Source organism: Bacillus sp. CGMCC 1.16607, assembly GCF_042683745.1.
Classification (GTDB): Bacteria; Bacillota; Bacilli; order Bacillales; family Cytobacillaceae; genus Pseudoneobacillus.
In genome coordinates, this window is sequence record NZ_JBHUJX010000025.1 from 692,116 (window position 1) to 718,228 (window position 26,113).

General features: G+C 36.4%; 24 protein-coding genes and 1 tRNA gene. 2 read left to right on the plus strand and 23 right to left on the minus strand.

The window, feature by feature from the left end; all coding sequences use genetic code 11:
* Positions 1 to 238 precede the first annotated feature (238 nt).
* Genes hemL through hemA form a run of 6 tightly spaced genes read right to left on the minus strand, consistent with a single transcriptional unit; the run spans position 239 to position 6,494 of the window.
* Positions 239 to 1,528, minus strand: a complete 1,290-nt coding sequence (gene hemL, locus ACFSO7_RS19970) for a glutamate-1-semialdehyde 2,1-aminomutase (RefSeq protein ID WP_377879134.1) — start codon at positions 1,526 to 1,528, stop codon at positions 239 to 241.
* A 54-nt stretch (positions 1,529 to 1,582) separates the two neighbouring features.
* On the minus strand, positions 1,583 to 2,557 hold the full coding sequence (gene hemB / locus ACFSO7_RS19975; RefSeq protein ID WP_377879136.1) for a porphobilinogen synthase: 975 nt from the start codon (positions 2,555 to 2,557) through the stop codon (positions 1,583 to 1,585).
* A gap of 12 nt (positions 2,558 to 2,569) precedes the next feature.
* Complete coding sequence (locus ACFSO7_RS19980) at positions 2,570 to 3,349, minus strand: uroporphyrinogen-III synthase (RefSeq protein WP_377879138.1); 780 nt, start codon at positions 3,347 to 3,349, stop codon at positions 2,570 to 2,572.
* Entirely contained in the window at positions 3,349 to 4,281 is a 933-nt protein-coding gene (hemC, locus tag ACFSO7_RS19985) for a hydroxymethylbilane synthase (RefSeq protein WP_377879140.1), read from the minus strand. The genes ACFSO7_RS19980 and hemC overlap by 1 nt, the downstream gene beginning before the upstream one ends.
* A gap of 17 nt (positions 4,282 to 4,298) precedes the next feature.
* The gene (locus ACFSO7_RS19990; protein WP_377879142.1) at positions 4,299 to 5,132 is read right to left on the minus strand and encodes a cytochrome C assembly family protein; all 834 of its coding nucleotides are present in this window, start codon (positions 5,130 to 5,132) and stop codon (positions 4,299 to 4,301) included.
* A 15-nt stretch (positions 5,133 to 5,147) separates the two neighbouring features.
* Positions 5,148 to 6,494 carry a glutamyl-tRNA reductase gene (gene hemA, locus ACFSO7_RS19995; RefSeq protein WP_377879144.1) on the minus strand — a complete coding sequence of 449 codons (1,347 nt, stop codon included), beginning with the start codon at positions 6,492 to 6,494 and terminating at the stop codon, positions 5,148 to 5,150.
* A 264-nt stretch (positions 6,495 to 6,758) separates the two neighbouring features.
* On the opposite strand from hemA, the gene ACFSO7_RS20000 reads away from it, so the two are divergent.
* Entirely contained in the window at positions 6,759 to 7,259 is a 501-nt protein-coding gene (locus tag ACFSO7_RS20000) for a LiaI-LiaF-like domain-containing protein (protein WP_377879146.1), read from the plus strand.
* 32 nt (positions 7,260 to 7,291) lie between these two features.
* Here the strand turns inward: ACFSO7_RS20000 and yihA are convergent, their stop codons facing one another.
* The 17 genes from yihA to ACFSO7_RS20085 form a co-directional block, all read right to left on the minus strand.
* Positions 7,292 to 7,873, minus strand: coding sequence for a ribosome biogenesis GTP-binding protein YihA/YsxC (gene yihA / locus ACFSO7_RS20005; RefSeq protein WP_377879147.1), 582 nt, complete (start codon positions 7,871 to 7,873; stop codon positions 7,292 to 7,294).
* Positions 7,860 to 10,196, minus strand: a complete 2,337-nt coding sequence (gene lon / locus ACFSO7_RS20010; RefSeq protein WP_377879148.1) for an endopeptidase La — start codon at positions 10,194 to 10,196, stop codon at positions 7,860 to 7,862. Before lon ends, yihA begins: the two co-directional genes overlap by 14 nt.
* Positions 10,197 to 10,575: 379 nt before the next feature.
* Positions 10,576 to 12,267, minus strand: a complete 1,692-nt coding sequence (gene lonB / locus ACFSO7_RS20015; RefSeq protein ID WP_377879149.1) for an ATP-dependent protease LonB — start codon at positions 12,265 to 12,267, stop codon at positions 10,576 to 10,578.
* A gap of 198 nt (positions 12,268 to 12,465) precedes the next feature.
* Positions 12,466 to 13,725 carry an ATP-dependent protease ATP-binding subunit ClpX gene (gene clpX, locus ACFSO7_RS20020; RefSeq protein WP_377879150.1) on the minus strand — a complete coding sequence of 420 codons (1,260 nt, stop codon included), beginning with the start codon at positions 13,723 to 13,725 and terminating at the stop codon, positions 12,466 to 12,468.
* Between the two features lie 366 nt (positions 13,726 to 14,091).
* Positions 14,092 to 15,369 carry a trigger factor gene (tig, locus tag ACFSO7_RS20025; RefSeq protein ID WP_377879151.1) on the minus strand — a complete coding sequence of 426 codons (1,278 nt, stop codon included), beginning with the start codon at positions 15,367 to 15,369 and terminating at the stop codon, positions 14,092 to 14,094.
* Positions 15,370 to 15,529: 160 nt separating this feature from the next.
* Positions 15,530 to 16,552 (minus strand): tetratricopeptide repeat protein, encoded by a 1,023-nt coding sequence (locus ACFSO7_RS20030; protein ID WP_377879152.1) that lies wholly within the window; start codon positions 16,550 to 16,552, stop codon positions 15,530 to 15,532.
* A gap of 101 nt (positions 16,553 to 16,653) precedes the next feature.
* Positions 16,654 to 16,730, minus strand: a tRNA-Arg gene (locus ACFSO7_RS20035).
* A 205-nt stretch (positions 16,731 to 16,935) separates the two neighbouring features.
* A complete protein-coding gene (locus tag ACFSO7_RS20040; RefSeq protein WP_377879153.1) occupies positions 16,936 to 17,538 on the minus strand; it encodes an XTP/dITP diphosphatase in 603 nt (200 codons plus the stop codon).
* Positions 17,539 to 18,300: a ribonuclease PH gene (gene rph, locus ACFSO7_RS20045; RefSeq protein ID WP_377879154.1), complete on the minus strand. Its 762-nt coding sequence runs from the start codon at positions 18,298 to 18,300 to the stop codon at positions 17,539 to 17,541. It abuts the gene before it with no gap.
* A gap of 93 nt (positions 18,301 to 18,393) precedes the next feature.
* Positions 18,394 to 19,476 carry a GerMN domain-containing protein gene (locus ACFSO7_RS20050; protein WP_377879155.1) on the minus strand — a complete coding sequence of 361 codons (1,083 nt, stop codon included), beginning with the start codon at positions 19,474 to 19,476 and terminating at the stop codon, positions 18,394 to 18,396.
* 135 nt (positions 19,477 to 19,611) lie between these two features.
* Positions 19,612 to 20,409 carry a glutamate racemase gene (gene racE, locus ACFSO7_RS20055; protein ID WP_377879156.1) on the minus strand — a complete coding sequence of 266 codons (798 nt, stop codon included), beginning with the start codon at positions 20,407 to 20,409 and terminating at the stop codon, positions 19,612 to 19,614.
* A 10-nt stretch (positions 20,410 to 20,419) separates the two neighbouring features.
* Positions 20,420 to 20,878 carry a MarR family winged helix-turn-helix transcriptional regulator gene (locus ACFSO7_RS20060; RefSeq protein WP_377879157.1) on the minus strand — a complete coding sequence of 153 codons (459 nt, stop codon included), beginning with the start codon at positions 20,876 to 20,878 and terminating at the stop codon, positions 20,420 to 20,422.
* 157 nt (positions 20,879 to 21,035) lie between these two features.
* Positions 21,036 to 21,260 (minus strand): spore germination transcription factor GerE, encoded by a 225-nt coding sequence (gene gerE, locus ACFSO7_RS20065; RefSeq protein WP_377879158.1) that lies wholly within the window; start codon positions 21,258 to 21,260, stop codon positions 21,036 to 21,038.
* A gap of 148 nt (positions 21,261 to 21,408) precedes the next feature.
* On the minus strand, positions 21,409 to 21,873 hold the full coding sequence (locus ACFSO7_RS20070) for an acyl-CoA thioesterase (protein WP_377879159.1): 465 nt from the start codon (positions 21,871 to 21,873) through the stop codon (positions 21,409 to 21,411).
* A gap of 165 nt (positions 21,874 to 22,038) precedes the next feature.
* Positions 22,039 to 22,800 (minus strand): succinate dehydrogenase iron-sulfur subunit, encoded by a 762-nt coding sequence (gene sdhB, locus ACFSO7_RS20075; protein WP_377879160.1) that lies wholly within the window; start codon positions 22,798 to 22,800, stop codon positions 22,039 to 22,041.
* Positions 22,801 to 22,805: 5 nt separating this feature from the next.
* Positions 22,806 to 24,563: a succinate dehydrogenase flavoprotein subunit gene (gene sdhA / locus ACFSO7_RS20080; protein WP_377879161.1), complete on the minus strand. Its 1,758-nt coding sequence runs from the start codon at positions 24,561 to 24,563 to the stop codon at positions 22,806 to 22,808.
* 53 nt (positions 24,564 to 24,616) lie between these two features.
* The gene (locus ACFSO7_RS20085) at positions 24,617 to 25,225 is read right to left on the minus strand and encodes a succinate dehydrogenase cytochrome b558 subunit (RefSeq protein ID WP_377879162.1); all 609 of its coding nucleotides are present in this window, start codon (positions 25,223 to 25,225) and stop codon (positions 24,617 to 24,619) included.
* A gap of 391 nt (positions 25,226 to 25,616) precedes the next feature.
* Here ACFSO7_RS20085 and ACFSO7_RS20090 point away from each other — a divergent pair, with 391 nt between their 5' ends.
* The gene (locus ACFSO7_RS20090) at positions 25,617 to 26,072 is read left to right on the plus strand and encodes a YslB family protein (protein WP_377879163.1); all 456 of its coding nucleotides are present in this window, start codon (positions 25,617 to 25,619) and stop codon (positions 26,070 to 26,072) included.
* Positions 26,073 to 26,113: the final 41 nt, after the last annotated feature.

Genomic DNA, 26,113 nt, shown 5'->3' on the forward strand with positions numbered 1-26,113 from the left:
CTTTCATTTCCTATTACATAAATCACCATGTCATTAAACTGTATGACTTATACATGATTTTTATGATTGGACATAAAAAAAAACCCTCACTAAGTGAGAGTAAGAAAAGCGAAAAGCGCTGTGATCAACCCGAACATTTGACTTCGAGATCAACAAGGACGAGACGTCCTGTCGCATTGTCGACACTAGTCTTCCTGTACGTCGGGACTAGGACGCTAGCGCTGGACAGTTTCTGTTATTAACCTTTAATCACCGCAAATGCTTTTTCAATCGCGTGTAATGTTTTTTGAATATCTTCATCACTATGAGCTGTTGATAGGAATAATCCTTCAAATTGTGATGGCGGCAAGAAAATACCTTGATTGGCCATTTCGCGGTAATAGGTTGCAAAATAATCTAAATTAGACGTTTTTGCTTTTTCATAATTATATACTTTTTCGTTTGTAAAGAAGAATCCAATCATAGAGCCTGCTCGATTAATGGAATGAGGGATGTCATATTTACTTGCTGCAGCTTTTATCCCTTCCTCAAGAATATCTCCTTTTCTTTCAAACTCAGTATAATCTTCCGGAGTCAGTTGCTTTAAGGTTTCTAACCCTGCAGACATCGCTAGCGGATTACCGGATAATGTACCAGCCTGATAAATTGGTCCACTTGGCGCAATTTTCTCCATAATTTCGGCACGTCCACCGTAAGCCCCTACAGGTAGTCCACCGCCGATGACTTTCCCTAGGCATGTTATATCTGGGGTGATTCCATAATAACCTTGAGCACAATGATATCCTACACGGAAGCCAGTCATGACCTCATCAAAAATCAATAACGCACCGTATTGTTGTGTAATTTCACGAAGCCCTTCTAAAAAACCTGGAAGTGGTGGAACGACTCCCATATTACCTGCAACTGGTTCAACGATCAAACCAGCTATATCATCACCATATTGCTCAAAGGCATATTTTAAGCTTTCAAGATCATTATATGGCACTGTGATTGTATTTTTAGCGATACCTTCTGGAACACCCGGGCTATCAGGTAATCCTAGTGTAGCAACTCCTGAGCCAGCTTTAATTAGAAGCGAATCACCATGCCCATGGTAACAACCTTCAAATTTCACAATTTTGTTTCTTCCTGTATATCCTCTGGCAAGTCGCAAAGCACTCATCGTTGCTTCTGTTCCAGATGAAACCATTCGAATCATTTCAATCGATGGGACACGTTCAATAACGAGCTTAGCTAATTCATTTTCAATTAAAGAAGGGGCACCAAAGCTTGTACCTAGTTCAGCCACTTTTTTAATTGCTTCTACAACTTGATCATTTGTATGTCCTAAAATAAGTGGTCCCCAAGATAATACGTAATCAATATATTCATTGCCATCAATATCATAAATTTTCGAACCTTTTCCTCTTGCCATAAAAATCGGATCCATTTTGACTGATTTAAAGGCACGCACTGGACTATTTACCCCACCAGGCATAAGAGTTATCGCTTCTTTATAAGCATCAATGGATTGACTGTATGAATTCATAAAATAGAATCCTCATTTCCTAATGATTTTTCCTTACAATTGGCTATTCTAATTCTAAGCTTGTAACCAACGGGCAACGTCTTTAGCAAAATATGTAATAATTAAATCTGCTCCTGCTCGCTTCATACCAGTAAGCATTTCCATCACAATCTTTTGTTCATCTATCCATCCGTTAATTGCAGCAGCTTTAACCATTGAATATTCCCCACTTACATTATAAATCACAACGGGTAGGTTAAAGTTGTTCTTCACGTCACGAACGATATCTAAATATGGTAAACCAGGCTTGACTATTAAGAAGTCCGCACCTTCTAATACATCAGATTCTGCTTCTCTTAGAGCCTCTAGGCGGTTAGCAGGATCCATTTGATATGCTTTGCGATCACCGAATTGAGGGGTGCTCTCAGCTGCATCACGGAATGGTCCGTAGAATGCAGATGCATATTTCACTGCATAGGACATGATTGGAATATCTTCAAATCCAGCCTCATCAAGTCCTTTTCGGATGGCAGCAACAAACCCATCCATCATATTTGAAGGGGCAATTATATCAGCACCTGCTTTAGCTTGACTTACAGCTGTCTGAACGAGTAATTGTAATGATGGATCGTTTAATACCTTCCCGTTTTCAATCACACCGCAATGGCCATGACTTGTATATTCACAAAGACACGTATCTGCCACAACGATCATTTCAGGAAATCTTTCCTTCACAAAACGTGTAGCCTCTTGAACGATACCGTGATCATGGTATGCGCCTTGTCCGCATTCATCTTTCTCATTAGGAACTCCAAATAGTAGAATGGATTTAATTCCCAATGAAATAATCTCTTCCATTTCTGTTTGGAGATTGTCTAACGATAATTGAAAAACTCCTGGCATCGATTTAACTTCAGTTCGTTTATTTTCACCTTCTACGATAAAAAGAGGATAGATAAAATCCTCCACTCGAAGATGATTTTCCCTTACAAGTGAACGCATATTTTCAGAACTTCTTAATCGACGGTGTCGATGAAAATTTAATTCCATAATTATTTCCTCCTAATTTTGAGCTTGTATATAAAGGATAACATCTTTCAGCATATTTTCCACAGTATACGTTTCGGGACTGACATCAACCTTCCACCCAAGGGACTCAATTTTCTCCTTTGTCACAGGTCCGATACAAGCAATCAAACAATGTTCAATATTTCTTTGCAGACCGTTCCCAAGGATGACTTCCATAAAATGATCAAATGTGGATGGACTCGTAAAGGTTAAAATATCTAATTGCCTATTTGTGATAGCTTCTTTTAAGTGTAATTTACTTTCCTCAGGTAAATAAGTTTCGTAAATGATAATTTCGTCAACCAATGCTCCTGCATTTATTAATGACTTGGCGATATAATCTCTGGATAAATTCCCTTTTGGAATTAATACCTTCATCCCTTTTTTTACATATGGACGAAACTCACGAGCAAAACCTTCAGCAACATACTCATTGGGGATAAATTGAACCCCGTATCCTTTCTCTCTCAGAACATTTGCCGTCTTTTCTCCGATAACTGCAACTTGAGGAATTGCTGCAGGTGTTTTTTTAAAAAAGGAAAAAAAGGTCTCAACAGTCACATTACTCGTAAAAATGATCCAATCATAAGTATGTAAATTATTAAACATTGCTACGATTTCTTTTGAGGATTGAATCGGTCGAAAGGCAATAAGAGGGATTTCCATTGGAACTCCCCCATATTGTTCTACTAAAGTCGAAAATGCTTCTGCCTCTTTTTTTCCACGAGGTACAAGAACTGTCTTACCTTTGAGTGGAAGTAAAGACTGATTCATTATTGATCAAGCTCAGCTTTCACATTATCAATTAATTCTTTTCCGCCTCTTTCAATCAGCTTGTTAGCCGCTAGCTTACCAAGATGCTCTGGATCTGTCCCTTTTACCTCTTCCTTATAGATGATTTCCCCATCTGGAGAAGCAACTAGAACTGTTAACACGATCTCTTTTTCTTCGTTTACAAATGCATAACCAGCAATCGGTACTTGGCATCCACCTTCCATTTTATTCAAGAAGGAGCGCTCCGCTCGTACCGCTACATCTGTATTTTCACATGTAAACTTAGCTAATAAGTCAAGAAGCTCTTTGTCATCCTCACGACACTCAAGGGACAATGCTCCTTGTCCAACAGCAGGTAAACATATTTCTGTTGATAAAAACTGGCTAATGACATCCTTAGCCCAACCCATTCGGAAGAGACCAGCAGCTGCTAAAATAATGGCATCATATTCGTCTGTTTCAAGCTTCGCTAATCTTGTATCAATATTTCCGCGAATCCATTTTATTTCAAGATCAGGTCTTTCCACTAAAAGCTGTGCAGCACGTCTTAAGCTGCTTGTTCCTATGATGGAACCAGGTTTTAAATCCTCTAGCTGTACATGTCCCTTAGAAATCAATACATCACGATGGTCTTCTCTTTCTGGTATACTACCAATTGTTAACCCCTCAGGTAAAATAGCAGGCATATCTTTCATACTATGAACAGCCATATCGATTTCTTTATTTAACATTGCTTGTTCAATTTCTTTTACAAAAAGACCCTTTCCACCCACTTTAGATAAGGTAACATCTAAAATTTGATCCCCTTTTGTGACAATTTCTTTTACCTCAAACTCAAATGGAGCGCCGAGTTTTTTCAATTGTTCAATGACCCAATTTGTTTGTGTTAAAGCTAATTTACTTTTTCTTGAACCAACAATAATTTTTCTCATAGAAGCCTCCTAATTATTTACGAGTTCCAAAAATGGAAGGATGATAATTGTCCAAAAAGGAAAAAGTTGATTAATACGATTAAAAAAGAAGCAATATTCCAAAGGGCAAGTTTTTTTGCTGATAACCCTTTTCTTGTTTTTAAATAGAGCAGTACACCGTATACGGCAAGTACACTGAAAGATCCAAGCACCTTTGGATCATACCATTTCATATCTGGTACCTTCAAAAAAGCCCATTGAGTTCCTAATATCAAACTAAGAATTAACATCGGTACCCCTATAATATTTAAAACATATGAAAAATGCTCAAGCATAGAAAGATCTGAAATTCGAACTAAGGTCTTCCCCCATTTTTTCCTTTTTAATAAATCATATTGAATCAAATAGAGTAAAGAAAAGACAAAAGAGAGTGAGAATGCTCCATATGACAGTATAGCCATTGTGATATGAATTAATAGCAATTCAGAAACTAATTGCTGCCCCATAATAATAGAATCAAATTGCATTGGAGCGAATGTATGTATTGCCATAATTCCAAATCCTAAAATATTCGTAAAAAAAACAATAAAGTCAACTCTTAACAGTCGATTAATGATTAATGACAAAGTAACTAATACCCAAGCATAAAAATATAGTCCTTCAAATATCGTTAAGACTGGGAACCTTCCTGTCTTCATCATGTATAAAATTAAAAAGATAGATTGTAAAACCCAAACAAATGCAAGTAACCAGAAGGCACACCGATTTGCCTTCCGGTTCTGATGAAGAAAATCCACAAAATATAGAAGAACGCTAATCGCATATAAAATAACGGTTAATTCATGAAGCCTAGTAAAATAAATATCAAACATAGCTGAAACCTCTCACTATGACTGTAAGGAAGCATGGGTTAATTGGACCATTGCTTTAGAGGTCTCGGTTGATTTAGTCTCCTGCTGGGCCTTTACATGTTCTTCAATATTAAATATTTTTACAAATAAGTCCAATGCTTGATCCGCATTCTTTTGCGAGGATAATTCCTTTGCCTGTAGAATCGGATCTTTTAATAATTGATTAATAATGCTTTTCGTATGTTTATTTAATATTTTCTTTTCACGGTCAGTTAAGTCTGGAAGCTTTCGTTCGATACTTTCCATCGTTTCAGCTTGAATAGATAAAGCTTTGTCTCTTAATGCCGATATAATTGGAACAACACCTAACATATTTAGCCATTGTTTAAAATCAACTATTTCTGCTTCTATTAAAAGTTCAATTTTTTCAGCGGCTTTTTTTCGTTCTTTCAAGTTCGCTTCTACAATACCTTCTAAATCGTCGATATCATATAAGAAAACATTTTCAAGATCAGCAAGTTTCGGATCAAGGTCACGTGGTACAGCTATATCTACCATAAACAACGGCTTTCCTTTGCGCATTCGTTCAACGTTAACCATCATTTCTTTCGTAATAACAAAATCTTTCGAACCTGTTGAACTAATTAAAATATCAGCTTCAATAAGGGCGCATTGTAATTCCTGTAGTGATTTAGCCGTTCCATTAAAACGACTTGCTAGATTTTGAGCTTTTTCAAATGTACGGTTAATGACTGTCACTTTACTTACACCATTTGAATGTAAATTTTGAATAGCAAGCTCGCCCATTTTTCCTGCACCTAAAATTAAAACATGCTTATTTTGTAACGAACCGAAAATTTTCTTAGATAACTCAACGGCAGCATAGCTGATTGACACAGCATTTGCTCCAATATCTGTTTCGGAATGTGCCCTTTTCGCAAGGGTTACAGCCTGTTTAAATAATTGGTTAAATACAGTTCCAGTCGTATTCTCTTCTTGACCTAAAAGAAAACTTGTTCGGACTTGTCCTAATATTTGTGTTTCACCGAGAACCATCGAATTTAAACCACAAGCAACATGGAATAGATGGTTGATGGCACCTTCTTGTTCATAAATAAAAAGGTATGGAACAAATTCATCTGTTTCCATCTGGAACCAGTCTGAGAGAAATTCCTTTATATAGTACCGGCCAGTGTGCAACTGATCCACAACCGCATAAATTTCCGTTCGATTACATGTTGAAATGATGACATTCTCAAGGATACTCTTTCTCGTCTGTAGCCTCTTCATGGCATCACCTAAAGTATCTGGATTAAAGGTTAACCGCTCGCGAATTTCGACAGGGGCAGTTTTATAGTTTATTCCAACAACTAAAATATGCATTTTTTAAGAACACCCCATCTTTCGTACAATGACTTAAATAATTTTGTAGATATATGACAAATTACTTTTCTGCGAATAATGTGAAAATAATGGTAAACCTATGGTATGATAAAAGAAATAATAATTACAATTAATATTGTATACTTATTATCGCCTATTTAGGATTATTTAACTAGATAATTCACAAAATCGACAAATTCCTTCCTTATGTACAGTACCAAAAAAACATAAGAGATTCAAGTAAACAACGGAAGTGAAAGTATTATGAAAAATCAACGCATTTTTCCTGGTATGATATTAATAGGATTTGGTGCATATTTCTATCTTCAACAATCACAAATTACTTTATTTAAAGAATTTTATACATGGCCAACATTATTGATTATCGTCGGAATCGCTTTTCTAGGACAGGCATATATAGCGAAAGATTACGACGGAATTTTACCTGGCACGATTTTACTCGGCTTCGGAGTCCATTTTCATGTCGTTCATAAGCTTGCTATATGGCCAGACCATATTGGTACATTTATTTTAATCATTGCACTTGGATTTTTACTTCGCTATCAAAAGCTTGGGGTTGGTTTATTTCAAGGGTTGCTCTTTCTAGCACTTGCAGGACTTCTCTTATTTTATGATAAAATTGTTAGCTGGATAGGTGTACTAGAAAATAGAGTAACAGTAGCTTGGAAATTCTGGCCCGCTGTATTAATTCTCATCGGAATTTATTTACTTTTAAAGAAAGAAACGAAGAAGAGACAGCGGTAAACGCTGTCTCTTTTTCTTATTCCTTTATTTCCCTACATATATTCCCCAATTATTTTCCAAACTTCATCTTTACCTAAACCTGTTTCAGATGAAAAGAGGACGATGTGGTCATTTGGATCTATGTCTAATGATTCTTTGGTGATTTTCAAATGTTTTTGCCACTTTCCCTTTGGAATTTTATCTGCTTTTGTTGCGATAATGATACACGGGATTTCGTAATGTTTTAAAAAGTCATACATCATTCGATCATCTGCAGTAGGTGGATGTCGTAAATCTACAATTAAAACGACTGCTTTCAGTTGTTCTCTTTTGGTAAAGTACGTTTCAATCATTCTACCCCAAGCTGCACGTTCTGACTTTGAAACCTTAGCATAACCATATCCTGGTACATCAACAAAATGTAATACTTCATTAATAATATAAAAATTTAATGTTTGTGTTTTTCCTGGTTTGGATGAAATTCTTGCCAATCCTTTTCGATTAAGCATTTTATTGATAAAGGATGATTTGCCTACATTCGATCTGCCTGCTAGTGCAAATTCCGGTATCGTTGTATCCGGATACTGTTCTGGCTTAACAGCACTAATGACAATCTCTGAACTAGTTACTTTCATTTTTCACACCATCCAACAACGCATGCTTTAATACCTCATCTACATGGGATACAAGAACAAAGGTTAAATCTTCTCGAACACTTTCCGGGATATCATCAATATCCTTTTCATTCTCTTTAGGACAGATGATTTTAGTTAAACCCGCCCTATGTGCACTAAGCGTTTTCTCTTTTAATCCACCAATCGGTAACACTCGACCACGTAGTGTGACTTCTCCAGTCATCCCCACTTCCCTACGAATCGGTCTACCTGTTAAAGCAGAAACAAGTGCCGTTACGATTGTAATCCCAGCAGATGGACCATCCTTAGGGACTGCCCCTTCTGGAACGTGTATATGAATATCATATTTCTCATGAAAATTCTCTTCGATATTTAATTCGCCTGCTTTTGAACGGATATAACTAAAAGCTGCTTGTGCTGACTCTTTCATGACATCTCCGAGTTTTCCTGTTAGAACCAATTTTCCTTTTCCTGGCGCTAAGGATACTTCTATTTGAAGTGTGTCCCCACCGACAGTTGTATAGGCTAGGCCAGTCGCGACACCTACTTGATCTTCTAGCTCTGCTTGGCCATAGCGGAAAATTGTTTTTCCCAAAAACTCTTCAACACTTTTTTCTGTAATAACCACTTTCTTCTTGATTCCAGAAACAATAATTTTTGCTGTTTTACGGCAAATTGTCGCCATCTGACGCTCTAGAGAACGAACTCCAGCTTCCCTTGTGTAATAACGAATAATTTTCGTAATGGCTTCATCTCGGATTTGTAATACACCTTTAGATAAACCATGCTCTTTTACCTGCTTTGGTAGCAAATGTTCCTTCGCGATAAAGAGCTTTTCTAATTCGGTATATCCAGCAATTGTGATAATTTCCATGCGGTCTCTTAACGGTCCAGGGATGGTTGCTAAATTGTTGGCAGTCGCAATAAACATTACCTTTGATAAGTCATACGGCTCTTCAATATAATGATCACTGAAATTATGATTTTGTTCAGGATCTAACACTTCGAGCATAGCTGCAGAAGGATCTCCACGAAAATCACTTGACATTTTGTCAATTTCATCTAAAAGGAACACAGGATTTATCGTTCCAGCTTTTTTCATTCCTTGAATGATTCGTCCCGGCATCGCTCCCACATAAGTTCTGCGATGTCCTCGAATTTCAGATTCATCACGAACCCCGCCCAATGAAACTCGAACGAAGTGGCGATTTAATGACGTGGCAATCGATCGAGCCAAACTAGTTTTCCCTACTCCAGGAGGACCTGCTAAACATAAAATAGGTCCTTTCAAGGAGTTTGTCAGCTTTTGTACAGCCAAATATTCCAACACTCGTTCTTTTACTTTCTCTAATCCATAATGATCTTCGTGTAAAATTCTTTCCGCCTTATGGATGTCTAGATCATCTTCAGTTGCTTTTGTCCAAGGTAAAGAGATTAACCATTCTAAATAATTTCGAATAACTGCACTTTCAGCTGAACTTGAAGGAACTTTTTCATAACGGTCTAATTCTTTAAATGCAGTATTCAGAACATGTTCTGGCATTCCAGCCTTCTCAATCTTTTCCGTTAGCTCTGCCACTTCTCCCGTTTTTCCCTCTTTATCCCCAAGTTCTTTTTGAATGGCTTTCATTTGTTCACGTAAATAATATTCCTTTTGGGTACGTTCCATTGATTTTTTTACACGCTGCCCAATTTTCTTTTCTAAATTTAATACTTCTTTTTCATTATGGATGACATCAATGACACGATTCAGTCTTTCTTTTAAATCAATCGTTTCTAAAATGGTTTGCTTCTCTTTAAGTTTTAAAGGAAGATGTGAGGCGATAATATCTGCCATTCGGCCAGGTTCTTCAATATCGGCAACAGATGCGTAAGTTTCTGCAGAAATCTTTTTGGACATTTTTATGTATTGTTCAAAATAATCAAGCATCGTGCGCATTAGAGCTTGAAGTTCGACATCTTTGCTATCGTCATCTTCGTATATTTTTATTTGAACTGAAAAATAATTTTGTTCAGGTAAATATTCGATAATTTCAGCTCTTTTTAATCCTTCAACCAGCACCCTAATCGTCCCATTTGGAAGCTTTAACATTTGTTTCACACGTGTTAAGGTACCCATTGGATATAAATCTTCTTCCGTTGGTTCATCTAGTGAGATATCTCTTTGAGTCGTCAAAAAGATATAATGATCTTCTACCATTGCCTTTTCAAGCGCTAGCACTGATTTTTCACGACCAACATCCAAATGTAATACCATTGTCGGATAAACAAGTAAACCCCTTAATGGTAGGAGGGGGACATTAAGCTCATAATTTTTAGACATGCTAAGCACCTCCAATTTTCCCGATAATTATTGCATATGCAATCTTTGTACAATTCTAACGTATTTAATAAACTGTGTCTATTTTTTAGAAAGCGCAAGCGGCTTGATTAGCCCCGACAAGCAAATGCTTCGACACCCGGAAAGTCGTTCTTTGACTTTTGGGGTGGCGAACATTTGACCTCGAGGTCGACAAAAGCGCGACGTCCTGTCGCATTGTCGACACTAGTACATCCTGTACGTTGGGGCTAGCCACTGGAGCTAGACAATTGAAATATCTTCACTGCTGCTTTCTTAGTATCAATATCTTCTCCCTATTTTATTACTTGTTCAGTTAAACAGAAAAAACTTCGGCTTGTTAGTTAAACCGAAGTTTTAATTTTTATATAGATTCTTTTTTCGTTATGTCGTAAGAAGCTGGAATAACATCAAAATCCAGTGGCTTTGGTGTCAATTCTGTTGCAAATTTTTGTTGTAAGGCAATTTCAAATACCTCGTCGAGATGATTTACGGTGACTATTTGGATCCCTTTTATTTCATTTAATATCGATTGCTTATTCTCCATCGGAATGATGACTGTTTTTGCCCCAGCTTTTTTAGCTGCTAATACCTTTGGAAAAACTCCTCCGATAGGCTTCACATGTCCGTGTATTCCAATTTCACCTGTCATAGCAACCGTATGATTGACAGGAATTTTATAAATAGCGGAATAAATCCCTGTTGCCATCGCAATCCCTGCGGAAGGACCGTCTATCGGTACACCACCTGGGAAATTAACATGAATATCAAATTCATCTGCTGGTACACCCATAGACCTTAATACCGTAATAACATTCTCGATTGAGCCTTTTGCCATACTTTTTCGACGAATCGACTTCCCGCTACCACCAATACTTTCCTCTTCTACAATACCAGTAATATTAATTGAGCCTTTTTCTTTTGCTGGAATGACGGTAACCTCAATTTCTAACAATGCCCCTGAATTGGGACCATAAACCGCTAAACCATTGACTAAACCGATACTAGAGATTAAATTAATTTTCTTTTCCATTCTAGGAGTCAACTGACTAGAATGAATGACCCATTCAATATCTTCATCTTTTATATTTTGTCGATCACCTGTAATGGCTAATCCTGCAGCTGTTTGAATGATATTTACCGCTTCGCGTCCGTTCCTAGCATAGTTCGATAATGTCTCAAGTCCTGAATCATTAATTTGTAATTGGACTTTGTCTGCAGCTTTTTTCGCGATTGCAGATATTTCTTCTTGATTTAATTCTCGAAAAAATACTTCCATACACCGTGACCGAATTGCTGGTGGTATTTCGCTTGGTGTCCTAGTTGTTGCCCCAATTAATCTAAAATCAGCTGGCAGTCCATTTTTAAAAATATCATGAATATGCGTTGGAATTTGCGTATTTTCTTCATGGTAATAAGCACTTTCTAAAAATACTTTTCGGTCTTCCAGTACTTTCAACAACTTATTCATCTGTATTGGGTGCAATTCACCTATTTCATCGATAAATAATACTCCACCATGTGCATTTGTTACTGCCCCTTGTTTAGGTTGAGGAATTCCAGCTTGCCCCATTGCCCCTGCGCCTTGATAGATAGGGTCGTGAACAGACCCAATTAGTGGGTCAGCTATTCCCCGTTCATCAAATCTTGCTGTTGTCGCATCTAACTCGATAAAAACAGATGAATGCTTAAACGGGGATTTATAATTTTTCTTTGCTTCTTCTAAAACTAAACGTGCGGCTGCTGTTTTTCCAACTCCAGGCGGTCCATATACAATCACATGCTGTGGGTTTGGACCACAAAGTGCAGCTTTAAGTGCTTTAATTCCATCTTCCTGACCAACAATATCCTTAAAATTATTAGGTCGTACTTTTTCAGATAAGGGTTCTGTTAATGAAATGGATCTCATCTTACGTAATTGATCCATTTCCTTTCGGGACTCTTTATCAATCGAAATTTTTTGCGTTCGTTGGTTTCTTAATAAGTTCCAAAAATACAACCCAATGATTATCCCAAAAAACAATTGTATGATTAAGGCAATTCCCGTCCAACTCATCTTATTCCTCCCGCGATTTTTACGAATTCGATATATGCTATTATTTCCGAGGGAGTGATGGAATAAACAATAATAATAGAGAAAGATGGAATGAAAGACAAATTAGGTTAAAAAAATAAAAGACCAAACCTCGAAAAATTTAGGTTTGGTCTTTTAGAAAACTATCCAGCTCCGACGAACAGGAGCTTGTTTTTCTTTTTAAGCAGAACGTTCCTGCTCGATGATTGTACCATCATTTAATATTAATTTCGGAACTGTATTATTCAGTACGGTTTCTTTTGTAATTACACAACGGGTAATATCATCGCGTGAAGGTAGGTCAAACATTACATCCAACATAATTCCTTCAATGATAGAACGTAGACCACGTGCACCTGTTTTTCGTTCAATTGCCTTTTTAGCAATTTCCTTCAGCGCTTCTTCTTCAAATTCTAATTCAACATCATCAAGTTCGAGCATTTTTTGATATTGTTTAACAAGAGCATTCTTAGGTTTAGTTAAAATTTCAATTAATGCTTCTTCATCTAATTGCTCTAAACTTGCAATGACAGGTAAACGACCGATAAATTCTGGAATCAATCCAAATCTTAATAAGTCTTCAGGAAGAACTTTGGAAAGAAGCTCTTTTTGGCTAATATCTTCCTGCTTATTTTCACCACCAAAGCCTATGACCTTTTGACCTAATCGACGTTTAATGATTGGCTCGATTCCGTCAAAAGCACCACCACAAATAAAGAGAATATTCGTTGTATCAATTTGAATAAATTCCTGATGAGGGTGTTTACGTCCACCTTGTGGAGGGACACTTGCCACAGTACCTTCTAGTATTTTTAATAAAGCTTGTTGTACTCCTTCACCTGAAACATCTCGAGTAATAGATGGATTTTCAGATTTACGAGCAATTTTATCAATTTCATCGATATAAATGATACCTTTTTCAGCTTTCTCTACATCGTAGTCAGCAGACTGAATAAGCTTTAATAAAATATTCTCAACATCTTCACCAACATAACCAGCTTCCGTTAAAGAAGTCGCATCAGCAATGGCAAATGGAACATTTAAAATTCTCGCTAATGTTTGTGCAAGTAGTGTTTTACCACTTCCTGTCGGACCAATCATAGCAATATTACTTTTTGATAACTCTACATCATCAATTTTACTATTAGAATTAATTCGTTTGTAATGGTTATAAACGGCCACTGCTAACGATTTCTTTGCCTGATCCTGCCCAATTACATACTCGTCTAATATTTCACGAATTTCTTTCGGTTTTGGAACGTCCTTGAATTCAACTTCTTCCTCTGTTCCTAATTCTTCTTCAACAATTTCAGTACAAAGCTCGATACACTCATCGCATATATATACACCTGGTCCGGCAACTAATTTTCGGACTTGATCTTGTGTTTTCCCACAAAATGAGCATTTAAGCTGCCCTTTTTCATCATTAAATTTAAACAATACTTATCACCCCTTGAAGAACTTCTAACCGGATACGGCTGCGGATTAAAATAGAAAATTATGTTTTTTAACCTTTAAAATAAAACTGCTTAATGTTATGTATTGGATTGTAACACATTTTATGTACAGACAGGAAATAATAACCCTTAGACCATGTAGAATTGTAAGAATATTTTTACAAAACTACAATATATTTATTTTCTTTTAATCCGCATTAAAAAGAATCGTATGAACTAAGCTTAACCATATTTCTCTTAATTAAATCGTAAGTATTTATTTCGTACATATGTATAAAAGGCTAAATATTTATTTTTAAGTGTAAAAACAAGGCACGAATGCTTCCGTGCCTTGTCATATGGAAATTAATTACTTTTTGTTTTCTACTAGGAAATCTACAGCTTTTTTCAATTGTAAATCACCTTTTAAACCTTCAGTGCTACCTAAAGCTTTTGTGATGTTTTCTACTGACATGTTATACATTTCAGCCATTTTTGCAATTTCATTATTAACATCTTCTTCAGTTACTTCGATGTTTTCAGCTTTAGCAATCGCTTCAAGTGTTAAATTTACACGAACACGATTAACAGCTTCTTCCTTCATTTGATCACGAAGAACTGTTTCATCTTGTCCAGAGAATTGGAAGTATAATTCAAGATTCATTCCTTGCATTTGTAAACGTTGTTCGAACTCATTCATCATACGATCCACTTCAGTTTCAACCATAGCTTCTGGAATATCCACTTCTGTGTTTTTCGCTGCAGCTTCAACAACTGCATCACGTACATGATGTTCTGCTTGATGATTTTTCTCATCTACTAAACGATTTTTAATTTTTTCTTTTAAAGCGTCTAGGCTTTCTACTTCATCATCGACATCTTTAGCAAATTCATCATCTAAAGCAGGAAGTTCTTTTGCTTTAATTTCATGAACAGTAACTTTGAACACAGCAGGTTTACCAGCAAGTTCAGCTGCATGGTACTCTTCAGGGAAGCTAACTTCAACGTCTTTAGATTCACCAGTAGCAGTACCTACTAATTGATCTTCAAAACCAGGAATGAAATTACCAGAACCAAGCTCTAAAGAATAGTTTTCAGCTTTCCCACCTTCGAATGCTTCGCCATCAACGAAACCTTCGAAATCGATAACAACTGTATCACCGTTTTCAGCTTTTCCATCTTCTTTAACAACTAGTTCAGCTTGACGATTTTGTAAAGTTTTGATTTCTTTCTCTACATCTTCATCTGTAACAGTTGTATCGAATGCTTCTACTTCTAAACCTTTATATTCGCCAAGTTTAACTTCTGGTTTAACTGTAACAGTTGCTTTGAAAATTAAATTTTCGCCTTTTTCCATTTTTTCGATGTCGATTTCAGGACGATCCACTGGCTCAATCCCTGTTTCAATAATTGCACTAGCATAAGCTTCAGGTAGAAGAATATCTAATGCATCTTGATAAAGAGATTCTACACCAAAACGTTTTTCAAAAAGTGCGCGAGGCATTTTACCTTTACGGAAACCAGGTACATTTACTTTTTTAACGACTTTTTGGAACGCAGCGTCCAATCCTTTATTAACTTCTCCTGCCTCAACTTCAACAGTAAGAACACCTACGTTTCCTTCTAACTTTTCCCACTTTGCAGACATTAAATTTCCCTCCAAAATCTATTTATCATATCATTAAGTATTTATTGGTTGAATACTTCTTGCCTTACAAGTTAATATCCATCCGCATGTAAAATATGTTATTTCACACATTACAACCACTACATTATAACACACGTTTTCTGTCTTTCAACAGCCAGACCTATATAAACGGGGAAGAAATTTCTTCTAGTTCTCTAATAAAAGCAATAACTTCTTTTAAATCTCTTTGATTAATTTGATATTTTTCAGCCATTTCTTCTATGGATACGATCTCCCCAAAATATTCAAGGGTAATAAAATGATAGGCAGCTGTCCAAATAGATGGATCACTTGGGTTACGCTCGATTGGAAATAATAAAAAGGAATGTCTACTAACAATCGTTTTACTACTATCAAAAAGGGTTGGATTACTTTGTTCAAGAACTTGCTTTAATTTTTCGATAATATTCGTGTTTTCACCTGAATTTTCTAAATCCAATAGGTCAGTAGGGTTTACCAGTATGCTTTGCTGAAATTTATGGATTTCGATTTCTTGATTTACTTCTTGTTCTTTCAAAAGCTGAAGAAGCATTGTTTTTATAAAAGGGTGGCCATGTTCAGATTGCAAATATTCCTTTATTCCTTTTAAATAGGACCTAACATTCTTTTCAGATATTTTCTCAATGGCTAAGAACTGATCATTAATATTTTGATAATGGAAAAGATCAAATTTTTCACTTTCTTCATCGGGGGGTTCAACGGAATCTCTGAAATCAGATTCTAATTTTCTTCTACTAAATTCTAAAATCTTAGAAAAATTATCCAACTTATCAATTGGAACTTCTTTTTCTTCTATTAAAGCTTCAATAGTAGATACAATTTCCTCATATTCATTTAGTTGGAGTAAAATCATTATGAAGATATCTATTAATTGAAAGTAATCGCCTACTCCTTTTTGCAGGCTTTCATTGGCGATATTTTTTGCAGTTAAAAGGTTACCCGATTCAAAATAGGAGATGATCAATCCTAAATCTATATCTTCATTATATTGATCCAATTCCTTTGCCTTCTCAAGGTACTCGATCGCTTCCGAAAACTTTTTATTTTGAAGACTTTCTAATCCCTTTTCCATCAGAAGCTTATCGACATTTGGAAAAAGAAAAATATTTTCTTTATGAGGTTTTATTTTTCTTCGCTTTTTCATAAGCATTCCGCCTTAAGTATTTATATTATTAATAGACAAAAAACTCACCTAAATAAAGGTGAGTAAAGTAGTAAGTTTAAGTATGTAACTTTTAGTAAAAATGGCGTCCCAGGAGAGATTCGAACTCCCGACCGTACGCTTAGAAGGCGTATGCTCTATCCGGCTGAGCTACTGGGACATTATTAATTTTCAAGGACATTTATTATTATATTAGCACAATATAATAATGTCAACACTTCATTTGAATTTTTTTTAACATCAATGAGGTAATATATATCCCTCATTGATGTCAAAAGGATTTTAACAATCCATTATATTCATGGTTAACTTTGGTAACAGGCCTAGGTTTATATCATAAACGTTTCAAAGAACTTTGTCATCAATTATTTCAAAAATAAAATGTGATCAATATCTTTTTCTAATTTTTTTATTGCTTTTGCACGATGACTAATTACGTTTTTTTCCTCTGAAGTTAGTTCTGCCATAGCATGGTTCTTCTCATTCACAAAAAATATAGGGTCATAACCGAATCCATTTGTGCCACGTCTTTCATGCAAGATCTCGCCTTCACAAGTTCCGCTAACTGTATAAGTAGCCTTTCCAGGGATGGCTATTGCCAGTGCACAGTAAAATCTTGCGGTCCGATTCTCACCCGGTAAACCAGCTAACTCTTCTAGAACCTTGTCAATATTTGCCTCATCATCTTTTGCTTCTCCTGCATATCGTGCAGAATATATCCCTGGTCGACCATCAAGGGCATCTACAATTAAGCCAGAATCATCCGAGATGACTGTTTGATTTAATTGCCCAGCTACAGCTTCAGCTTTCAATATTGCATTTTCTTCAAATGTTTTTCCCGTTTCTTCAACCTCTTCTATTTCGGGATAGTCTAATAATGTCTTGACGGTAAAACCTTTTTTTGAAAATAGACTTTCAAATTCTTTCGCTTTACCTTTATTTTTTGTCGCAATAACGATCTCGTGCATTTACTTCTTCCCCTTATTCGTACTAGCAATTAATTTAACAACCTCTTCCCCTAAAGCTAGTTTTTGTTGTTCAAATAACTCCATTAGTCCATCTTGGGCTGTCTTCAATAATTCTTGTAATTGATCATATGAAAAAGTAGACTCCTCACCTGTACCTTGTAGTTCTACAAATTCACCGTTGCCAGTCATAATGACATTCATATCTACTTGGGCAGCTGAATCTTCGATATAGTTTAAATCTAAAACTGTTTTTCCCTCTTCCAAAATTCCAACACTTGTGGCTGCTAAAAAATCATGGACAGGGAATTTAGAAATGGATTTATTTACATAAAGTTTATGCAGAGCTTGTACCATTGCCACATAAGCACCCGTAATGGATGCTGTGCGGGTCCCACCGTCCGCTTGGATTACATCACAGTCAATCCAGATTGTTTTCTCCCCGATTACATCTAAATTGACAACTGCTCGAAGTGCACGTCCAATTAATCGTTGTATTTCCATTGTTCTTCCCGAAACTTTTCCCTTTGAAGATTCGCGAATATTTCTCGTTCCTGTTGCCCGCGGTAACATCGAATATTCAGCAGTAATCCAGCCTTTTCCTGAATTTCTCATAAATGGTGGAACACGATCCTCAATACTAGCTGTACAAATGACTTTTGTGTCACCAACTGAAATTAAAACGGAGCCTTCCGGATGAATTAAATAATTCGTTTCAATATGTAAGGGTCTTAATTCATTTACTTGTCTTCCATCCACACGCATGTTCATATTCCTCCTATTTGAAACAATAAGAAAGAGGTGGCAAAATTGCCTACCTCTTTTGTTGTCATTATATAGTATAACAAAAACTATTTTTTAAAAACTACCTGTGTTTACTTTTTCTGGTCGGGTCACAGGTTCTATAATTTTTTCACCATCTTCACTCACCACATCTGATTTGCCCTCAACCATGACTGCTACACTTTCTATTCCCTGTTGCTCCGTTAAAGAAAGGACGAGTGAAGTCAGTAAATGTTTCGTAATCATTTTTTCTTCAAAACTGCCATAAACTGATTCGTTAAAGTTTAATGTAACCTTTCCAGCCTCTACCTTCGGAGCATCTAGAAGTTTCACTTCTGGTAAAAATTCTGATACTAAATTTGACTTGTAGCTTGGACCTTTTACAAGTTCATTTACTACAGCCACTACTGGATCTTTTGTTTTATTACTTACACGTTTGGTTACAGGGACATAGTAGTAATTCTTTTCGTCTCCACCAAGATAATAGACTGTTAAAGGCATCGTATTAGAAATATCAACGACTTCAGTCGTGTCCAGATTGATCCCATTGCTCCGACTTACTACATCACTAATCGGAGTACCGTTCACTGGCATTTCTGTCAATTCATGTCCATTCATTTTTAATTTTACCTTATCAATTGTGTCAAATTGAGTTAAGGTCCAAGTAACCGCTTCAAGAATTCTCGCTTCATCCTCTGCTTTATACGTTTTAAATTCTTCTGAGAAATTAACTGTTGCTACCTTATCTTTTATATCAACAGAAACGGTTGTATCCGCTGGTAGAACAGCGCGGAATCCGTTAGGAAGCATATCGGTCTCAGCCAAAGGCCCGTTTTCTACGAGATATTCTAAAGCTTGTTTGGCCACCCCTACCGTATTAGGTAAAGAAAATGATTGGGGTACAACATAACCCTCTTTATCAATTAAATAGAGTTCTGTCATAACTGATTGTTCTGCAGCTTTTTCCTGATCCACAACTTCCGTTCCAGTCGTTTCTTCCGTAACAACCGACTGGCTTCCATCTTCCGTATAGGAAACTTCATTTGGTGGATCGATTTGTTTTTTCTCTTCTCCCCCGAATAACCCACACCCTGAAAGCAATGCAGAGGATACAAGTACGGCTGAAACGATGCCTGTTGTTTTTTTATTAATGGACATGAAAATCCCTCCTAAGACAGTTTGTACTAACATGTATACGAGCTTATTAAAAATTTAGACCGTCTTTGGAAAGAAAAAATTGTACAAAGGATGTTATTTTTTCAAAAAAAAGAAGCCCACCCTATTGAGTAGCTTCTAATCCAGTTTGATATGCTGAACGTTGTTAATTGGTTTATTTAACCATTTAGAGGCAATATTAGAAAAAATCGTTGTTGACCCCGTCGTATAGAACTGATGAACGGGTTCTTCCTTTGATGGATTTAATAAACCATCATGCTGAAGAATCGTGCTCATTTCTAATGCTGTTTCATCTCCAGAGCTTATAATTTGGACTGCTTGTCCCATAACATCTTTTATTATTGGCTCTAAAAGTGGATAATGAGTGCAGCCTAATATAAGAGTATCTAGTTTTTTATTTTTCAGAGGTTTTAAAGTTTCAGTAACGATTTTCTTAGCAACAGGTTCGTATATATCGCCACTTTCAACTAATGGGACAAATTTTGGACATGCTAAACTATCAACTTTAACTTTTTGATTGTATGATTTCAGAGCTTCTTCATACGCTCCGCTTTTAACTGTGCCCAGTGTAGCTATCACACCTATTTGGTAATTTTTTGTTACCTTTAAAGCAGCACGTGCTCCAGGGTAAATAACCCCGATCACTGGTATGGGCAATGTCGAATTTATCTCATCAAGTGCTACAGCAGTAGCTGTATTGCAAGCGATCACCAACATTTTAATATTTTTCTGAAGAAGAAATCGAGTTAGCTGCCAGGTAAATAATTTTACCTCATCACCAGACCTAGGTCCATACGGACATCTTGCTGTATCCCCAACATAATAAATTTGTTCGTAGGGCAGTTGTCTCATAACTTCTTTAACAACAGTCAACCCACCCACACCGGAATCAATAATACCTATCGGTTGTTTCAAAACTCTTCCCTCATTCTTCTCGCATTTCTTGATGTAGTTTTAATAGATTTCCTTGTAATGCCTGAACTTCGTCTGTAGAAAAATTCTTCAATACGTCCTGAAGATATAATTGTCTCTTTTTAATTACTTCATCAATTATCCGTTCTCCTTCATCAAGAAGATGAATACGGACTACTCTTCGATCATTTGGATCTTTGACACGTTGAACAAGTTGATTTTTCTCCATTCTGTCGACAAGATCCGTCGTTGTACTGCAAGCTAAAAACATTTTGTTCGATAACTCACCAATGGTCATATCCCCATACTCAAACAACCATTGTAAAGCAACAAATTGTGGTGGAGTGATTGTGTAATTACTTAAAATCTCCCGTCCCTTTTGTCGAACAATTCCAGATATGTATCTTAACTCTTTTTCGATATTAGCAACAATTTGCGAAGCTTCTCTTTTTTCAATTTCCTCTAGTTTCATCTTTGCCAACTCCCCTACAATAACTTTTAGTATAAAAAAGGTTGGGCCGTAAATTTTTTATAGTATTTATCTTATTTTCTACTTTTTTTATAAAAATTTCAAGAAGTTCTGTCGTTAAATGTTTTAACCGGCAATCATATTTGACTGCCGGTCAAGATTAAAGTTCTAGCTCTCCCATACGAAGGAGCTCTACAACTGCTTGTGAACGCCCCTTAACACCAAGCTTTTGCATGGCATTGGATATGTGGTTCCGAACCGTTTTTTCGCTTATAAATAATTCACTAGCGATTTCTTTTGTCGTCTTGTCTTGGACTAACAGTTCGAATACTTCTCTTTCTCTTTTTGTGAGTAATGGCTTGTGATTATATTCATTCTCCTTCAAGTATTGTAACCCTCCTTGCCTTCGCCAGCTTTGAACCGTGGGATGGGTATATATTTAGTCACCATATCTTATGTGAAGAGAAGGGTTGTAGTGACTACAATTGTATAAAGAAGAATAAATATTATTAAAAAATGTGCGATTGTATTAGTCAAGCTTTAATCGTGTCATTTTGAAGCAATAATTGCTTCATTTCATCTGTCCATGGACTACCTTTTCCTTTTTTCTTTGACATTTGAACCATTGTCCCTCTTCCTACAAACGAAATGCTTCCGTTCAATTTCTGGCCCATATAATGTAAATCTACAGATGAGGAACCGACTCTGTGTGCTTTAACGTAAATCTTTAAGGATTCCCCAAAGTACACTTGAGCTAAATAATCACATTGAAGGTCGGCAACTACAGGTATCGTTTCGTTTTCTGGCTTAACCCATTCCTGCATAAATCCTTTACTTTTAAAGAATTCAATTCTAGCTTCTTCAAAATATGCGAAAGGAACCGTATTGTTTACATGTCCAAACATATCTGTTTCTGAAAAACGTACCTTTATCGGATGAAAGAAATGAAATTCTTTTGCCCATTCTTCCATATTTTCTATATAAGAAATTTTGCTCATCGTATTCCCTCCTTAGAAATGAATGAATATTCATTCTTTAATTATAAAACAATACTTGGAAGAACGAAACACATTTTATCACTTTAAAGCGTCGGGGGACTGACCCCCGACGCTTTAAAGTGATAAAGAAAACCTCTTTCTACGATAGAAAGAGGCTTTTCTTTATTATATTTGATCGCTTCCGAAGAAGTTTTTGAATGCTTGGAATGTTGTGTCGCGGTTTAGCGCTGCGATCGATGTTGTTAAAGGAATACCTTTAGGACAAGATTGTACGCAGTTTTGTGAGTTACCACAGTTTGCAAGTCCGCCGTCTCCCATAATCGATTGAAGACGTTCTGCTTTGTTCATTTCACCAGTTGGATGAGCATTAAATAAGCGCACTTGTGATAATGGTGCTGGTCCAATGAAATCAGATTTACTGTTCACATTCGGACATGCTTCTAAGCAAACACCACACGTCATACACTTAGATAACTCATATGCCCATTGGCGTTTTGTTTCAGGCATACGCGGTCCAGGTCCTAAGTCATAAGTTCCGTCAATAGGAATCCATGCTTTAACCTTTTTCAATGAGTCAAACATACGGCTTCGGTCCACTTGAAGATCACGTACAACTGGGAAAGTTCTCATAGGCTCTAAACGAATTGGTTGTTCTAACTGATCCACAAGAGCTGAACAAGATTGGCGTGGTTTGCCGTTAATTATCATGGAGCAAGCTCCACAAACTTCTTCAAGACAGTTCATATCCCAAGTGATAGGTGTAGTATCTTTACCTTGGGCATTTGTTGGGTTACGTCGAATTTCCATTAGGGCGGAAATGACGTTCATATTTGGGCGATAAGGCAGTTCAAATTCTTCCGTATAAGGAGCTGAATCAGGACTGTCTTGTCTTGAAATAATAAATTTTACCATTTTTTGTTCAGACATGTTCCTTACTCCCCTTTCTTCTTCGAATAATCACGCTTACGCGGTTGAATTAACGAAGTATCCACTTCTTCATAATGGAAAGCTGGTGCTGATTTTGCATCCACAAACTTAGCCATTGTTGTTTTTAGGAAATCCTCATCATTACGATCAGGGAATTCAGGTTTGTAATGTGCACCACGGCTTTCATTACGGTTATATGCACCAATAGTAATAACACGAGCCAATTGAAGCATATTTTGTAATTGACGAGTAAAGCTTGCCCCTTGATTACTCCACTTAGCTGTATCGTTAATATTGATGTTTTCATAGCGCTGTAATAACTCTTGTAACTTTTCATCTGTTTTTAAAAGCTTATCGTTAAAACGAACAACTGTTACATTGTCTGTCATCCATTCCCCAAGTTCTTTATGAATAACGTAAGCATTTTCAGTTCCATTCATAGACATAATTTTATTCCATTTTTCTTCTTCTTGTTTCACAGCATTATCAAACAAAGTAGAAGAAAGAGAGTCTACACTCTTCTCTAGTCCATTAATGTATCTAACTGCATTTGGTCCTGAAACCATTCCACCATAAATAGCTGATAGAAGTGAATTAGCACCTAAACGGTTTGCACCATGTTGAGAATAATCACACTCACCAGCAGCAAATAAACCTGGAATATTTGTCATTTGGTCGTAATCTACCCATAGTCCACCCATTGAATAGTGTACAGCTGGGAATATTTTCATCGGAAGCTTACGTGGATCTTCACCAGTGAACTTCTCATAAATTTCAATAATTCCACCAAGCTTAATATCAAGTTCATGTGGATCTTTATGAGATAGATCAAGGTATACCATGTTTTCGCCGTTAATACCGAGTTTTTGCTCTACACACACATCAAAAATTTCACGTGTAGCAATATCACGTGGAACAAGATTTCCGTATGCAGGATATTTTTCTTCAAGGAAATACCACGGTTTACCTTCTTTATAAGTCCAAATACGACCACCTTCACCACGAGCAGATTCACTCATTAGGCGAAGTTTATCGTCTCCTGGAATCGCAGTTGGGTGAATTTGAATAAACTCCCCATTTGCATAATAAACACCTTGTTGATAAGCAATTGCCGCTGCAGATCCAGTATTAATAACAGAATTCGTTGTTTTTCCAAAAATAATCCCAGGTCCACCAGATGCCAAGATTACCGCATCTGCTGCAAATGATTTTATTTCCATCGTTTTTAGGTTTTGAACAACAACTCCACGGCAAATACCTTCGTCATCGATAACAGTTCCCAAAAACTCCCAGCCTTCATATTTCGTTACAAGCCCAGCTACTTCATGGCGTCGAACTTGTTCGTCCAATGCATATAATAATTGCTGTCCTGTTGTAGCACCAGCAAATGCCGTACGATGATGCTGTGTACCACCAAAGCGACGGAAATCTAGTAAACCTTCAGGTGTACGATTAAACATTACACCCATACGGTCAAATAAGTGGATAATTCCTGGTGCCGCTTCTGCCATTGCCTTTACCGGTGGTTGGTTTGCTAAAAAGTCACCACCATAAATCGTATCATCAAAATGGATCCAAGGAGAATCGCCTTCCCCTTTTGTATTTACAGCTCCGTTAATACCACCTTGGGCACAAACAGAGTGAGAACGTTTAACAGGAACTAATGAGAATAAATCTACCGGTGTACCGGCTTCTGCAACCTTAATTGTTGCCATTAAACCAGCTAGTCCGCCACCGACAACTATTACTTTACCTTTACTCATCGTGACTCACTCCCTTTTTTCGTAAATCTTTCAAATTTCAATAGTTTTTCGAATTAGATAAATGCTAAAAGTGTACGAACAAATGCAATGGAAGTGGCAATAAAAATCACGATCGTCACATATGTAGAAATGACTTGTGAACGTGGTGTTACGGTAATGCCCCAGCTTACCATGAAAGACCAAAGACCATTTGCAAAGTGGAAAGTCGTTGAAATCACACCAACAACATAGAACCAAAACATAAATGGATTGGATAAAATATTTTCCATCATTTGAAAGTTAACTTCTGAACCAAATGCAGCAGCTACACGAGTTTCCCATACATGCCATGTAATAAAGATTAATGTAATAACCCCTGATACACGTTGTAGTAAGAACATCCAGTTTCTAAAGAATCCATAGCGACTTGCATTGTTTTTAGCAGTAAAAGCGATATAAAGTCCGTAGATTGCATGGAAAAGTAAAGGTAAAAAAATAACTAATGTTTCTAACACATAACGAAATGGAAGATGCTCCATAAATCTTGCAGCTTTGTTAAAGGACTCTTCCCCTCCAGTAGCAAAATGGTTGACAACCATATGCTGCATTAGAAATAGACCAACTGGTATTACCCCTAGTAATGAGTGCAATCTGCGATTGAAAAACTCTCGATTACCTGCCATCATGTACCCCCCTTAAATTTTAAAAGATAAATTCTTCCCATTTTCCCCCTATTAATGGAATGAGAAACCCTTCATCACTGTGAAAAAAATTCGACACTTTTCTTACAATTATGTGACATGTTCATTTTACTCCCAACATCTTAGAGCGTCAAGAAAACGTGTACAATTATTATTTTCTGAAAATAGTTTTTATAATACTCTGAATATTTAAATAATAGGTAATTTTATATTAACATTTATTTTGCTATTTAATAATTTCCCCATACAATCATAATTTTTTTTGCTCATAATAAAAATGATATAAATGTCGAACAAATTTCCATTCATTTTTTTGATAAAAATAGGGGAAATTTGATTATAATAGAATAATAGAAAGAGGGGGAGACATATTTTGAGGAAATTCCGTAGTCCAGAACCCGAAGTAGAGATGGAAGATATCACTATACCTTCGTTCGGATATGATCTTGTTCGTGAGGAACTGTTAACAAATATACTCGGTAAAGATGCACCCGATATATTATATTGGTCAGGAAAAAATCTTGCGCGTTCTTATCCATTACAAAGCATTACAGAAATTATCGCCTTTTTTGAAAAAGCAGGCTGGGGGCAATTATCGATTAAAAAAGAGACAAAAAACGACATTTTTTTCGAACTAACAAGTCCTCTCATCATCTATCGATTTCAATCGAATAAAGAGACACATTACAAAATCGAAGCGGGCTTTTTGGCTCAACAAATAGAAACACAAAATGGTATGATAACTGAAGCCTTCGAACAGGTACATAAAAAGGCTGGAACCGTTGAATTCACTGTAAGATGGGATCGAAAGGATACTACAGAAATGTAAATAAAATGCTTCCAATGTGATAAAGACACATTGGAAGCTTT

Bases quoted from the DNA above. Each gene is read 5' to 3' on its own strand.
- rph (WP_377879154.1), bottom strand. From the start codon at position 18,300: ATGCGTGTGGATGGAAGACAAGTAAATGAATTAAGACCCTTACATATT.
- hemA (WP_377879144.1), bottom strand. From the start codon at position 6,494: ATGCATATTTTAGTTGTTGGAATAAACTATAAAACTGCCCCTGTCGAA.
- ACFSO7_RS20040 (WP_377879153.1), bottom strand. From the start codon at position 17,538: ATGCACGAGATCGTTATTGCGACAAAAAATAAAGGTAAAGCGAAAGAA.
- ACFSO7_RS20085 (WP_377879162.1), bottom strand. From the start codon at position 25,225: ATGGCAGGTAATCGAGAGTTTTTCAATCGCAGATTGCACTCATTACTA.
- hemC (WP_377879140.1), bottom strand. From the start codon at position 4,281: ATGAGAAAAATTATTGTTGGTTCAAGAAAAAGTAAATTAGCTTTAACA.
- yihA (WP_377879147.1), bottom strand. From the start codon at position 7,873: ATGAAAGTAACTAGTTCAGAGATTGTCATTAGTGCTGTTAAGCCAGAA.
- ACFSO7_RS20050 (WP_377879155.1), bottom strand. From the start codon at position 19,476: ATGTCCATTAATAAAAAAACAACAGGCATCGTTTCAGCCGTACTTGTA.
- sdhB (WP_377879160.1), bottom strand. From the start codon at position 22,800: ATGTCTGAACAAAAAATGGTAAAATTTATTATTTCAAGACAAGACAGT.
- ACFSO7_RS20030 (WP_377879152.1), bottom strand. From the start codon at position 16,552: ATGAAAAAGCGAAGAAAAATAAAACCTCATAAAGAAAATATTTTTCTT.
- hemL (WP_377879134.1), bottom strand. From the start codon at position 1,528: ATGAATTCATACAGTCAATCCATTGATGCTTATAAAGAAGCGATAACT.
- ACFSO7_RS20000 (WP_377879146.1), top strand. From the start codon at position 6,759: ATGAAAAATCAACGCATTTTTCCTGGTATGATATTAATAGGATTTGGT.
- sdhA (WP_377879161.1), bottom strand. From the start codon at position 24,563: ATGAGTAAAGGTAAAGTAATAGTTGTCGGTGGCGGACTAGCTGGTTTA.
- ACFSO7_RS20070 (WP_377879159.1), bottom strand. From the start codon at position 21,873: ATGAGCAAAATTTCTTATATAGAAAATATGGAAGAATGGGCAAAAGAA.
- lon (WP_377879148.1), bottom strand. From the start codon at position 10,196: ATGTCTAAAAATTATGAGCTTAATGTCCCCCTCCTACCATTAAGGGGT.
- lonB (WP_377879149.1), bottom strand. From the start codon at position 12,267: ATGAGTTGGACGGGAATTGCCTTAATCATACAATTGTTTTTTGGGATA.
- ACFSO7_RS19980 (WP_377879138.1), bottom strand. From the start codon at position 3,349: ATGAATCAGTCTTTACTTCCACTCAAAGGTAAGACAGTTCTTGTACCT.
- hemB (WP_377879136.1), bottom strand. From the start codon at position 2,557: ATGGAATTAAATTTTCATCGACACCGTCGATTAAGAAGTTCTGAAAAT.
- tig (WP_377879151.1), bottom strand. From the start codon at position 15,369: ATGTCTGCAAAGTGGGAAAAGTTAGAAGGAAACGTAGGTGTTCTTACT.
- ACFSO7_RS19990 (WP_377879142.1), bottom strand. From the start codon at position 5,132: ATGTTTGATATTTATTTTACTAGGCTTCATGAATTAACCGTTATTTTA.
- ACFSO7_RS20060 (WP_377879157.1), bottom strand. From the start codon at position 20,878: ATGAAACTAGAGGAAATTGAAAAAAGAGAAGCTTCGCAAATTGTTGCT.